The organism is Streptomyces colwelliae (assembly GCF_048158785.1).
In the GTDB taxonomy this organism is placed as follows: Bacteria; Actinomycetota; Actinomycetes; order Streptomycetales; family Streptomycetaceae; genus Streptomyces.
Genome location: NZ_JBLTJC010000330.1, coordinates 1 through 11,599, shown reverse-complemented (window position 1 = coordinate 11,599; position 11,599 = coordinate 1). Strand labels below are relative to the sequence as shown.

The following is an 11,599-nucleotide window of genomic DNA, read 5'->3' as shown; positions in this document are numbered from 1 at the left end:
CCCGCGCGCCGCCCCCGCCACCTCGGCCGAAACCATCCGCCTCACCGGCACGACGCCCCCGCACGGCACCGGCACCCGCATCCGGACCCGCACCGGCATCCTCATCCGGTTCCGCACCGGCATCCGCAGCGCTGTCGGCACCGGCTCCCGACGGCTCCCGCCGCTTCCCGGACTCGCCCAGCTCCCCCAACTCCCCCGCATCCACGAGGAGTTCACGGAACGCCGCCGCCACCGTCTCCGGGTACTCCATCATCGCGACGTGCCCCGCGTCCGGCAGGGACAGCAGGCGGGAGTCGCGGAAGGCGCGGGCCGCCCGCTGGGCCATGCGGTAGCCGACCAGTTGGTCCCGGCCGCCGTAGACGAGGAGGGTCGGGGCGAGGACGCGTTCGGCCTGGCGCCAGAGGCCGTGCTGGCCGCCCAGGGTGTACGCGTTGACGATGCCCCGTGAGGAACGGGCCATCGCGTCCCAGAAGTACGGCAGTTGGAGTCGCCGCTCCAGTTCCTCGACCGCGTGGCGGAACGCCTCCGGTGTCACCATGCCGGGATCGCCGTAGCAGAGGCCGAGGACGCCGCGGACGCGCTGTTCGGCCGTCCAGTCCCTGCTGATGCGGGTGAACAGGGACGCGATGCCCGGTACGCCCAGCAGCGCGGTCGGCACCGCCGAGCGCTGGACGCGGATCTCCGGCAGCGCCGGGGAGATCAGCGTGAGCGTGCGGACGAGGTCAGGGCGCACCGCGGCCACGCGGGTCGTGATCGCGCCGCCCAGCGAGTTGCCGAAGAGGTGCACCGGACCGCGGTCGGCGGCGTCGAGGTAACGGATGACCGCGCGCGCGTGCCCGGTGACGGAGTAGTCGCCGTCGTCCGGCGGCGGGGAGTCGCCGAAGCCCGGCAGGTCCAGGGCCTCGCTGTCGACCAGGCCGTCGAACTCGGCCATGAGCTGCGACCAGTTCTGCGAGGAACCGCCCAGCCCATGGACGTACAGCGCGGGCGGCAGCCCCTCGCGCACCGCCGCTCTCGACCGCACCGCCAGCGTGATCCCCGGCAGCCCGACCGACCTGAGCCGCTCCCCCTCGCCGACCCTGACGGGCGCCACCTTGGGGAGCACACTGGCGGCCGACACGGAAGGCAGCTCTGTCGAAGACATGCGGCAATGTTACGAGACGATCACGCAGTGGCTCATGTGTTCGCCGTCACAAGCCCTACGACAGCTCTACGGCGGCCGCAAGGCAACCCCAGGGCGTCCGCCATGGCACCCCCGCCCGGTGTCTCCTAGGCTCAGGACGTATCAGGAAGGGAGCCCGCCATGACCGTCGACCCAAGCGATCCGGAGACGTTCGAGGACGAGAGCGCCACCCCGTTCGACGCCGAAGCCCCCGAGGACGACACCACCGACGAACAGCCGCCCGACGTCGACCCGAGCAAGGCCAACGAGGCCGACGTGGCGGAACAGGCCCGTGTCGTCCCCCTCGACGAAGACGACTATCGGTGACACCGACCGGGCTCTTCCGTGGTCGGACCGGGCCCCTTCAGTAAGAAGAAGGCCCCTTACCTCCGAGTACCTGCGACCTCTACATCCCCTTCTAGGGGCATTCACACCGCTTTCACCATCGTCCGGTACGTGAAATTCTGCGCTCGCACCGCGCACACCACGGTTACCGAAAAGTACGATGGCGGCGCGGCGCTCACCGCATGAGGACGACATTTGGGAGGCGGCGTGACAGCCATCGAGCAGACAGAGGCGGCGCGCCCGCGGGGCACCCGCCTGCCGCGCCGTGCCCGACGGAACCAGCTGCTGGGCGCCGCCCAGGAGGTCTTCGTCGCACAGGGTTACCACGCGGCCGCGATGGACGACATCGCCGAGCGCGCCGGTGTCAGCAAGCCGGTGCTCTACCAGCACTTCCCGGGCAAGCTCGACCTCTACCTCGCCCTCCTCGACCAGCACTGCGAGTCGCTGATCCAGGCGGTGCGCACCGCGCTCGCGTCGACGTCGGACAACAAGCAGCGCGTCCGGGCGACCATGGACGCGTACTTCGCCTACGTCGAGGACGACGGCGGCGCCTTCCGGCTGGTCTTCGAGTCGGACCTGACGAACGAGCCCGCCGTGCGCGAGCGCGTCGACAAGGTGACGAACGAGTGCGCCGAGGCGATCTGCGACGTCATCGCCGAGGACACCGGCCTGTCGCGGGCCGAGTCGATGCTGCTGGCCTCGGGTCTCGGCGGTCTCGCGCAGGTCGTCGCCCGCTCCTGGCTGCACAGCGACCGCAGCGTCCCGCGCGACCAGGCGGTCCAGCTGCTGGCCTCGCTGGCATGGCGGGGCATCGCCGGTTTCCCGCTGCACGGGAACGAACAGCACCACTGACGCTGACGGCCGCCGACAGCCAAGAAGGCCGTGGGCGGCCGTTTGTTCCCACGGGCTGTTCGCTCTTGGCGTTCAGGCGCGGAACATCTACGCCCCCTCGCCGGGCTAATGTGTGCTGCGTACGGCGCGGAAGATCGCGCACTTTGCTGACCGTCGGAGGGACATAGCCGTGGAGGTCAAGATCGGCGTGCTGCACACGCCTCGCGAGATCGTTCTGGAGACCGGTCAGAGCGCCGAGGAGGTCGAGCAGGCCGTGGCCGAGGCGCTGACCGGGAAGGCTCCGCTGCTGAGCCTCGTGGACGAGCACGGCCGCAAGGTCCTCGTCCCCGCCGACCGGCTCGCCTATGTCGAGCTCGGCGAGGCGGCCCCGCGCAAGGTGGGCTTCGGCGCGCTGTAGTCGCGAACGGACGAGGGGGCCCGGTGACCGTGGAGGTCACCGGGCCCCCTCGCGTTTCCACCACAGATGGAGCACAAGTCACCCACAGGGGAGGATTGCATTCCGCAGGTCACGGGTATGACCGGCTACGACCGCACAATGACGCCGGCCGTGGGAGGGACCCCCGTGATGATCCTGGAAGCGCTCGGCTCAGCTGTCCTGGGTGTGCTGCTCGCGTGGGCCGCCACGCACCGGCTCGCACACCGTCTGCCGACCCGCTCCCTGGTGTTCTCGACGGGTGTCGCCGGAGCCCTTTTCGGTGACTTCGTCACCCACAGCGCGCTCGGTCCCGGCAGCGGCCTGGCGAGCCTGCTCGGCGCGGTGGTCGTCTCGGCGGCCTCGCTCTCGCTGCTCCTTCGACCCGCGAGACGACTCCGGGGACGATCCGCCCCCGCATGACCGCGCTCTCGCATAGCCGTGCTGCCAGCACTCTCGAGTAGCCGTACCGGCAGTGCTCCCCCGTAGCCGTGTCAGGCGGCGAGCCCCAGGGCCGCCATCCGCTTGGTGTGCGCCTCGGTAATCCGGGAGAACATCCGGCCCACCTCCGCGAGGTCGAAGCCGTCCGCCACGCCACCCACGAGCATCGTCGACAGCGCGTCCCGGTCGGCGACCACCCGCTGGGACTGCGACAGCGCCTCACCCATCAACCGCCGTGCCCACAGGGCGAGTCGACCACCCACGCGCGGGTCCGCGTCGATCGCCGCGCGCACCTTCTCCACGGCGAAACTGGCGTGCCCGGTGTCGTCGAGGACACCCAGCACGAGCGAGCGGGAGTCCTTGTCGAGGCGGGCGGCGACCTCGCGATAGAAGTCGCTGGCGATCGAGTCGCCGACGTACGCCTTGACGAGCCCTTCCAGCCAGTCCGAGGGTGCCGTCTGCTTGTGGAAGCCGTCGAGGGCGGCGACGAACGGCTGCATCGCGTCGGTCGGCTCGGCCCCGATCTCCGTGAGCCGGTCCCTGAGCTGCTCGAAGTGGTGGAACTCGGCCGACGCCATCTTCGCCAGCTCCGCCTTGTCGGCGAGCGTCGGCGCCAGCTTGGCGTCCTCCGCGAGCCGTTCGAACGCCGCCAGCTCGCCGTACGCGAGCGCGCCGAGCAGGTCCACGACCGCGTTGCGGTACTGCGGGTCGGCGGAGGCCGTGGCCCAGTCCTGGGCGGCGACTCCGGTGGGTTCGGCGGGCGCGTCGGAGGCGTTGTCAGCGGTCGTCATGAAGCGCACAATAGCCCGCTCACAGCACGGCGGAAGTCCCTGGTCAATCAGTGTGACGACGACTACGTGACCAAATCGGCCAACGCATGTGCGTGATTCCGGGGTATGGTGGTAATGCGCCCGCCGAGTATTCGCCGGGCCGCACGAATGAGGATGCCCGGTCGGTGGCCCGATCGGCTCCGACCCGACAGCCCTCCTCGCCCGTACGGCATGTTGCGTACGTCGTTCGGAGGGGGACCCTCAGCGGTTCGAGCGCTAGAGCGTCGGCAGTGGTCCCGTGCAGTACGGCTTGCCCTCGCGGGTTGTCCGTAAGGCAGCCGACGTCCCCGGCACGGTCCTGACACGACCCCCGCGCTCGCCTCGCACCGCGCACACAGAAGAGGCAGCACCCTGACTACTTTCCGAGAGCTCGGAATCCTTCCCGAGACCGCTGAGGCCCTTGAGGCCGTCGGTATCGTCTCCCCCTTCCCGATCCAGGAGATGACGCTCCCCGTAGCCCTTTCCGGCACGGACGTCATCGGCCAGGCGAAGACCGGCACCGGCAAGACGCTGGGCTTCGGCCTCCCGCTCCTGGAGCGCGTGACCGTCCCCGCCGACGTCGAGGCCGGCCGCGCCAAGCCCGAGCAGCTGACCGACGCCCCGCAGGCGCTCGTCGTGGTCCCCACGCGCGAGCTGTGCACGCAGGTCACGAACGACCTGCTGACCGCGGGCAAGGTGCGCAACGTACGCGTCCTCGCCATCTACGGCGGCCGGGCCTACGAGCCGCAGGTCGAGGCGCTCCGCAAGGGCGTCGACGTCGTCGTCGGCACCCCCGGCCGACTGCTCGACCTCGCGGGCCAGAAGAAGCTCGACCTCAAGCACATCAGGTCGCTCGTCCTGGACGAGGCCGACGAGATGCTCGACCTGGGCTTCCTGCCCGACGTCGAGAAGATCATCAACTTCCTGCCGGCCCGCCGTCAGACGATGCTGTTCTCGGCGACCATGCCGGGCGCGGTCATCGGTCTCGCGCGCCGCTACATGTCGCAGCCCACGCACATCCGCGCCACCTCGCCGGACGACGAGGGCGCGACGGTCGCGAACACCAAGCAGTTCGTCTACCGCGCGCACAACATGGACAAGCCCGAGCTCGTCGCCCGGATCCTTCAGGCCGAGGGCCGGGGCCCGGTCATGGTCTTCTGCCGTACGAAGCGCACGGCGGCCGACCTCGCCGACCAGCTCCAGCAGCGCGGTTTCGCGTCCGGCGCGGTCCACGGCGACCTCGGCCAGGGCGCCCGCGAGCAGGCGCTGCGCGCGTTCCGCAACGGCAAGGTGGACGTGCTCGTCTGCACCGACGTCGCCGCCCGCGGTATCGACGTCGAGGGCGTCACGCACGTCATCAACTACCAGTCCCCCGAGGACGAGAAGACCTACCTGCACCGCATCGGCCGTACGGGCCGCGCGGGCGCCAAGGGCATCGCGGTCACGCTCGTCGACTGGGACGACATCCCGCGCTGGCAGCTCATCAACAAGGCGCTGGACCTCGGTTTCCCGAACCCGCCGGAGACGTACTCCACCTCCCCGCACTTCTTCGAGGAGATGAACATCCCCGCGGGCACCAAGGGTGTCCTGCCCCGCTCGGAGCGCACGCGCGCCGGGCTGGCCGCGGAGGAGGTCGAGGACCTCGGCGAGACCGGCGGTCGTGGCGGTCCGCGTGGCCGGGGCGGTCGCGATGGTGGTCGTGGTGGTCGTGACGGCGGCAGGGGCGGTCGCGACAGCGGCCGTGACAACAGCCGCGACAGCCGCGACGAGTCCCGTTCCGCCGACACCGAGCGCTCGGCGCGCACCCCGCGCCGCCGCCGTCGTACCCGCAACGGCGCCCCGATGGAAGGGACTTCGGCGGCTACGGCCGTGACGTCGTCCACTCCGGAGGAGACCGCGCTGGCCGCCTCCGAGGACACCGCGACCCGCACCCCGCGCCGCCGTCGCCGCACGCGCAACGGAGCGGCGGGAGAGCAGCTGCCGGCCACGGCAGTCACCTCCACGCCCGCTTCCGAGGTCGCGGAGAACGCCGTAGCCACGGCTGAGGGTCCGGCCCTGGACGCCCCGACGACGTCGCGCCGTCGGCGTACGCGAAAGTCGGCGGAGCCGGCGGTCGCCGTGGTCGAGGCCGTGACCCCGGTGGTCGAGGCCCCTGCGGTCGAGACTCCGGTCGAGGAGACCAAGCCGCGTCGCCGGACCCGTAAGGCCGTACAGGCCGCGGAGCCGGTCGAGGTCGCGCCCGAGACGGCGGCCGTGGCCGCTGTCGACACGGTCGAGGCCGTCGAGGCCAAGCCGCGTCGGACCCGGGCGCGGAAGACCGCGGCTCCGGTCGAGGCGGTCGAGGTCGTCGACACGGTCGAGGCCGTCGAGGAGACCAAGCCGCGTCGCCGTACCGCGACCCGCAAGGCCGTCGCCGAGATCCCCGCGCAGGTGGTCGAGGAGCAGGGCAGCGCCGTGGAGGCCGCGCCCCGTCGCCGTACCCGCAAGGTCGCGGAGCCGGTAGTGGAGGCCGTGGAGACGCCGGTCGTGGCGGAGACCAAGCCGCGGCGGACCCGGAAGACCGCGGCTCCGGCCGAGGTCGTCGCCGTGGACACCGCCGAGGGTGTCGAGACGAAGCCGCGCCGCACGCGCAAGACGGCCGCCGCCGTCGTAGTCGCGGAGGCACCGGCGGAGGTCGTCGAGACCAAGCCGCGCCGGACCCGCAAGGCCGCGGTTGCCGCCGTGGACACGGCCGAGGGTGTTGAGGCGAAGCCGCGTCGGACCCGCAAGGCCGCCGTTGCCGTCGAGGCACCGGCGGAGGTCGTCGCCGAGGCCAAGCCGCGCCGCACTCGTAAGGCTGCGATTGCCGCCGTGGACACGGCCGAGGCCGTCGAAGCCAAGCCGCGCCGGACCCGCAAGACGGCAGCCGCCGCCGAGATCCCGGCGCAGGTGGCCGAGGAGGCGGAGGTCAAGCCGCGTCGTCGTACGACCCGCAAGGCCGCCGAGGCTCCGGTCACCGTGGAGACGGCGGAGGCGCCCGAGGCGAAGCCCCGGGTGCGCCGTCCCCGCAAGACCGCGGCGACGGCGGCAGCGGAGACCACCGAGGGCTGACCGACTCAGCAACGCCGATGGCCCGGCCCACTTCATGTGGGTCGGGCCATCGGCGTTCCAGCAGCGCGTTAACCCCGGTTACACCCTCCCGTCCCCATCCCGCTCAGCCTCGCCGGTTAATCTCGACCCATGAGTAGGCCCCCCTCCTTCACCCCGCCCCCCAGCGCTCGCGCGTACCCGTTGCGGACCGCTCGCGGTGAGTTCGCCGTCGTGGACTCGCCCATGGGCGACGGTGTCGAGGCGAAGGGGGTCGCGCTGTTGCTGCCGGGGTTCACCGGCAGCAAGGAGGACTTCAACCCCTTGCACGAGGCGCTCGCCGCGCGCGGGTACCGGACCGTGGCCGTCGACGGGCGCGGCCAGTACGAGACGGACGGCCCGGCGCACGACGAATCCCCTTACGCCCAGGACGAGTTGGCGCGGGACGTGCTCGCGCTGGCCGAGACCGTGGGCGCGCCGGTGCACCTGCTCGGGCACTCCTTCGGCGGGCATGTCGCGCGGGCGGCCGTCCTCCTCGACGCCACGCCGTTCGTGTCGCTGACGCTGATGGCGTCGGGGCCGGCGGAGATCTCCGTCTCCCAGCAGCAGCGCGTGAAGCTGTTGCGGGACGCGCTCGCGGTGATGTCGATGGCCGAGGTGTGGGACGCGATCCAGGCGATGGAGGCACCGGAGGAGACCGAGACCGGCGGCGCGCTGGACGAGGGGCTCGACGACCGGGCCGACCTGCGCCGCCGCTGGCTGGGCACGAAGCCGGCTCAACTCCTCGCCGCGGGACGCCAGTTGTGCGAGGAACCGGACCGGGTGGCCGAGCTGGCAGCGGTGCCGCTCCCCGTCCACGTCCTGTCGGGCTCACGCGACGACACCTGGCCGGTACCGCTCCTGGACGACATGGCCGTACGGCTGAAGGCACGGCGGACGGTCATAGCGCGGGCCGAGCACTCACCGAACACGGACCAGCCGGCCGCGACGGCACAGGCCATCGCCGACTTCTGGGACACGGCCGCCCCATAGATCAGTACTGCGTCTGAAGGTGCTCCCAGAACCCGTCCCGCAGCGCGCGCCGCAGGTCGGCCTGCCCGCGCAGGGAGTACTGGAGCAGCCCCTCCGCCTCGACCAGCAGGTCCTGGTCGACCGACCCCGGCAGATACGGATGCCCGGGCAGCAGGTCCACCAGCGCTTCCCTCCCCCGCGCCGCGAGCCACTTCGCCGCGATCTGCGCGCCCACGAAGCGGACGTCGTCGCGGGTGGGCCGGGTGGCGGCGGCCTCGTAGACGGCGGACGCGCGCCGGGAGACGTACGGCTTGAAGAAGTCGAGGTCGAAGGTGCGCTGGCTGTCGACCTCCCAGAGGAGCGGCTCCGCCTGGTTACGGCCCTCCGGGGCCTCGATGCCCCACAAGTGGACGCGGGCGCCGTACCCTTGGGCCGCCTCGACCGCCGAGACCAGGTCCTCGTCGCCGCCGATGAGGGCCGCGTCGCTGATGGCGCGGTGCCGGGCGAGGGACTCCAGGTCGGAGCGGATGAGTGAATCGACGCCCTTCTGCTGGTTGTTGGCGTTGAGGTTGCCCAACCGCACCTTGACGTCCGGGAGTTCGGCGATGGCCTGCTGCTCGGCGGTGTGGATGCGGCGCCGGGCGCCGTCGTACCAGTAGACGCGCAGCAGCCGGCTGTCCGCGAAGATCGTGCGGGCCTTGTCGATGAGCGCCTCGATGAGGCCCTCGGTGTCGAGGTCGAAGGTGCGTCGGTCCTCGGTCCCGGAGACGAGCCGGCCCGCGGCTGCGTACAAGTACCCGGCGTCGACGAAGATCGCATGCGTCGAGGGCGTCTTCGCCACTTCGGCGAGCATGCGCTGGAGCAGCTCGTTCGTGCGGTCGATGCGGGCGCTGAGGGCCGCGAGGTCGTCGTTCATCGCTTCCATTGTCCCGGCGGTCACGCTGCGAACACAACCGGTCCCGGTCAGTCTCGCGCCGATCTCTTACCGGTCAGTAATTAGGCGTTCGAAAAATTTCCTTAGCGTAGGGAATGTTTGTAACACGCATCCCGTTGGCTACATCAGTAACCAAAGTAGTTCTCCTCAGGAGGATGACCAGACGAAGGGAGAAGCCATGCGCTTCGAAATCATGCGTCTCGACGAGGTCGACGGCACCACCGTGGACAGCACCGTCGTGGACGCCGCCTCCGTCAATCGGATCGTGCAGCAGGCCGCCGCCATTGGACAGCGCCTGTGGATCCGCCCCGCCGAGACCAAGGCCTCGTAACACTCGAGGCCGCGTAACACCTACGACGTAATACCGACGACGCATCACCTACGACACTTGCGCGCGACCCCCACGCGGATCGCGACCACACTTCGGAACCCCCGTACGGCACCGACGCCGTGCGGGGGTTCCGCGTTGCCCGGGGGTCAACTCCCCTTGATCACCTGGGTGATCCCGTTGATGATCTGCTGCACGGCGATCGCGGACAGCATCATCCCGGCGAGCCGGGTCACCAGCACCACACCGCCGTCCTTGATGACCCGGATGATCAGCAGCGAGTACCGCATCACCACCCACAGCACGACATGGATGGCGAGGATCGCCGCCCACACCGACACCTGCGTGGCCACACTGTCGGCCTTCTGCACGGCGAGGATGACGGACACGATCGCACCGGGCCCGGCGAGCAGCGGCATGCCCAGCGGTACGAGCGCGACGTTGACGTCCTTGGTCTGCTTGGGCTCGTCGGTCTTGCCGGTGAGCAGGTCCAGCGCGATCAGCAGGAGCAGCAGCCCGCCCGCGATCATCAGCGCGGGCACGGAGACATGCAGGTAGTCGAGGATCTGGTGCCCGAGCAGCCCGAAGACGGTGATGACACCGCCGGCCACGCACACGGCCTGGAACGCCATGCGCTTCTGCACCTTGGATGGCCGTCCGGAGGTCAGCGCGAGGAAGATCGGGGTGATCCCGGGGGGATCCATGATGACAAAGAGGGTCAGGAAGAGGGAGCCGAAGACGGCGACGTCGAACATGGGTGAGCCACGAGCCTTGCAGGTGAGAGTGAGCGGAGACGATCGGTCGGAGGCGGGGTCAGACTCCGCCGGCCCCCGGCACCGGGAACGCTCCGGTAGCGCGCCGCGTGATCTCGCCGTAGACCTCGGGATCGGTCGTGTACTCCCCGAGCCGCACGCTTTTACGGCTCCCGTGATAGTCGCTGGACCCGGTGGCCAGCAGCCCGAGCTCCTTGGCGAGCCCCCGCAGCCGCACCCGCGTCTCGGCATCGTGGTCCATGTGCTCGACCTCGATACCGTCGAGCCCGGCGGCGGCCATCTCGGCGATGGCGGCCTCGGGCACGGTGTGCCCCCGCTTGCTGGCACCCGGGTGCGCGAACACGGTCACGCCCCCCGCGGCCTTCACCAGCCGAATCGCCTCAAACGGATCGGTCTCATGCTTGGCGACATGAGCGCGCCCACCATCGGCCAACCACTCCACGGTGAACGCGTCGTTCACAGTGGGCACAACGCCCAACTCGACGAGCGCGGTGGCCACATGAGGCCGCCCGACAGACCCTTCCCCGGCGATCCGGGCAACCTGCTCCCAGGTCACCGGCACACCCAGCTCCTGAAGCCGCCCCACCATGGCCCGAGCCCGAGGCACCCGATCGTCCCGGACCAACTCCCGCTCAGCGAGCAGAGCAGGCTCCTCCGGGTCGAAGAGATAAGCCAGCATGTGCATGGACACCCCGTCGATCCGACAGGACATCTCGGCCCCGGTGACGAGCGTGAGCCCAGCGGGCAGAGCCTCGATCGCCTCCGCATACCCACGACTGGTGTCGTGATCGGTCAGCGCGACAACATCCAGCCCAGCAGCACCGGCATTCCGCACCAGCTCGGCAGGCGTGTCCGTACCGTCGGAGGCCGTGGAGTGACAGTGCAGATCGATACGCACGACACAGACTCCAGGGCGCAGATAGTACGGATGCGGACCACTCAAGGGTAACGGCATCACAGGGGCCCCTATAAACGCCCCAGGGGTCCTGCCCTTAAGGGGCGCGGGGAACTGCGCGACCAGCCACAACGGACCTGCACCCGCCCCACAACAGAACCCGCACCCCCTTAGGCGCTACGGCTCCAGCAAGCGCGGCGAAAGCGCCCCACACGGCACCAGATCAACCTCGGCCCCCGCATCCCGCAAATCCGTAAGCACCAGCTCGTCATACATCAACAACCCCGACTGCTCAGGCCACACCACGGCCCACAGCCACAACCCCAACGCCTCCCCCGCGAAAACGGCCCGATCATCCGGCGCCGTAGCGACATGCCACAACGGAGTAGGCCGCCCCGCAGCCAACAACTTCGCCTGCGCAGGCTTCTCCACGCTCATGTAGGGCCCAGGATCCGGACCGTCGATCCCCGCATACCGCGCGCCAAGACCGACCCCCAGCTCCTCGGCGACAAGGATCAACTCCCCGATCCCCCCGAGCGGCCCGGGGCCGGTGCACGCGACCGCCGTAGCC

Annotated in this window: 13 protein-coding genes; 7 read left to right on the top strand and 6 right to left on the bottom strand. The window is 70.4% G+C overall.

Annotated features, from left to right (window positions below; genetic code table 11):
* A partial coding sequence (locus ACNFOC_RS41995; protein WP_416964278.1) for an alpha/beta fold hydrolase occupies positions 1-1,144 on the bottom strand: 1,144 nt, incomplete at its 3' end.
* Positions 1,145-1,303: 159 nt separating this feature from the next.
* On the opposite strand from ACNFOC_RS41995, the gene ACNFOC_RS41990 reads away from it, so the two are divergent.
* From ACNFOC_RS41990 to ACNFOC_RS41975, 4 genes are all read left to right on the top strand, one after another.
* Positions 1,304-1,489, top strand: coding sequence for a hypothetical protein (locus ACNFOC_RS41990; protein WP_416964277.1), 186 nt, complete (start codon positions 1,304-1,306; stop codon positions 1,487-1,489).
* A 225-nt stretch (positions 1,490-1,714) separates the two neighbouring features.
* Positions 1,715-2,359, top strand: a complete 645-nt coding sequence (locus tag ACNFOC_RS41985) for a TetR/AcrR family transcriptional regulator (protein ID WP_366489710.1) — start codon at positions 1,715-1,717, stop codon at positions 2,357-2,359.
* A gap of 169 nt (positions 2,360-2,528) precedes the next feature.
* Positions 2,529-2,756 (top strand): DUF3107 domain-containing protein, encoded by a 228-nt coding sequence (locus ACNFOC_RS41980; RefSeq protein WP_019072095.1) that lies wholly within the window; start codon positions 2,529-2,531, stop codon positions 2,754-2,756.
* A 168-nt stretch (positions 2,757-2,924) separates the two neighbouring features.
* Positions 2,925-3,194, top strand: a complete 270-nt coding sequence (locus ACNFOC_RS41975; RefSeq protein WP_416964279.1) for a hypothetical protein — start codon at positions 2,925-2,927, stop codon at positions 3,192-3,194.
* Positions 3,195-3,265: 71 nt separating this feature from the next.
* Here the strand turns inward: ACNFOC_RS41975 and ACNFOC_RS41970 are convergent, their stop codons facing one another.
* Positions 3,266-4,003, bottom strand: coding sequence for a ferritin-like fold-containing protein (locus tag ACNFOC_RS41970; protein WP_416964276.1), 738 nt, complete (start codon positions 4,001-4,003; stop codon positions 3,266-3,268).
* A gap of 480 nt (positions 4,004-4,483) precedes the next feature.
* On the opposite strand from ACNFOC_RS41970, the gene ACNFOC_RS41965 reads away from it, so the two are divergent.
* Both ACNFOC_RS41965 and ACNFOC_RS41960 read left to right on the top strand, forming a co-directional pair.
* Positions 4,484-7,111, top strand: coding sequence for a DEAD/DEAH box helicase (locus tag ACNFOC_RS41965; RefSeq protein WP_416964275.1), 2,628 nt, complete (start codon positions 4,484-4,486; stop codon positions 7,109-7,111).
* A 129-nt stretch (positions 7,112-7,240) separates the two neighbouring features.
* Positions 7,241-8,119 carry an alpha/beta fold hydrolase gene (locus ACNFOC_RS41960; RefSeq protein ID WP_416964274.1) on the top strand — a complete coding sequence of 293 codons (879 nt, stop codon included), beginning with the start codon at positions 7,241-7,243 and terminating at the stop codon, positions 8,117-8,119.
* 1 nt (position 8,120) lies between these two features.
* On the opposite strand, the gene ACNFOC_RS41955 is transcribed toward ACNFOC_RS41960, so the two are convergent.
* A complete protein-coding gene (locus ACNFOC_RS41955; RefSeq protein ID WP_416964273.1) occupies positions 8,121-9,014 on the bottom strand; it encodes an NYN domain-containing protein in 894 nt (297 codons plus the stop codon).
* Between the two features lie 196 nt (positions 9,015-9,210).
* Here ACNFOC_RS41955 and ACNFOC_RS41950 point away from each other — a divergent pair, with 196 nt between their 5' ends.
* Complete coding sequence (locus ACNFOC_RS41950; protein ID WP_019058373.1) at positions 9,211-9,363, top strand: DUF8834 family protein; 153 nt, start codon at positions 9,211-9,213, stop codon at positions 9,361-9,363.
* A gap of 146 nt (positions 9,364-9,509) precedes the next feature.
* On the opposite strand, the gene ACNFOC_RS41945 is transcribed toward ACNFOC_RS41950, so the two are convergent.
* The 3 genes from ACNFOC_RS41945 to ACNFOC_RS41935 form a co-directional block, all read right to left on the bottom strand.
* Positions 9,510-10,115 carry a MarC family protein gene (locus ACNFOC_RS41945; RefSeq protein ID WP_416964272.1) on the bottom strand — a complete coding sequence of 202 codons (606 nt, stop codon included), beginning with the start codon at positions 10,113-10,115 and terminating at the stop codon, positions 9,510-9,512.
* 58 nt (positions 10,116-10,173) lie between these two features.
* On the bottom strand, positions 10,174-11,031 hold the full coding sequence (locus ACNFOC_RS41940) for a PHP domain-containing protein (RefSeq protein WP_416964271.1): 858 nt from the start codon (positions 11,029-11,031) through the stop codon (positions 10,174-10,176).
* 174 nt (positions 11,032-11,205) lie between these two features.
* A partial coding sequence (locus ACNFOC_RS41935; protein ID WP_416964270.1) for a DUF6758 family protein occupies positions 11,206-11,599 on the bottom strand: 394 nt, incomplete at its 5' end.

Excerpts from the sequence above, each read along its gene's own strand:
- ACNFOC_RS41965 (WP_416964275.1), top strand. The coding sequence starts at position 4,484 with ATGACGCTCCCCGTAGCCCTTTCCGGCACGGACGTCATCGGCCAGGCG.
- ACNFOC_RS41975 (WP_416964279.1), top strand. The coding sequence starts at position 2,925 with ATGATCCTGGAAGCGCTCGGCTCAGCTGTCCTGGGTGTGCTGCTCGCG.
- ACNFOC_RS41950 (WP_019058373.1), top strand. The coding sequence starts at position 9,211 with ATGCGCTTCGAAATCATGCGTCTCGACGAGGTCGACGGCACCACCGTG.
- ACNFOC_RS41970 (WP_416964276.1), bottom strand. The coding sequence starts at position 4,003 with ATGACGACCGCTGACAACGCCTCCGACGCGCCCGCCGAACCCACCGGA.
- ACNFOC_RS41945 (WP_416964272.1), bottom strand. The coding sequence starts at position 10,115 with ATGTTCGACGTCGCCGTCTTCGGCTCCCTCTTCCTGACCCTCTTTGTC.
- ACNFOC_RS41990 (WP_416964277.1), top strand. The coding sequence starts at position 1,304 with ATGACCGTCGACCCAAGCGATCCGGAGACGTTCGAGGACGAGAGCGCC.
- ACNFOC_RS41955 (WP_416964273.1), bottom strand. The coding sequence starts at position 9,014 with ATGAACGACGACCTCGCGGCCCTCAGCGCCCGCATCGACCGCACGAAC.
- ACNFOC_RS41960 (WP_416964274.1), top strand. The coding sequence starts at position 7,241 with ATGAGTAGGCCCCCCTCCTTCACCCCGCCCCCCAGCGCTCGCGCGTAC.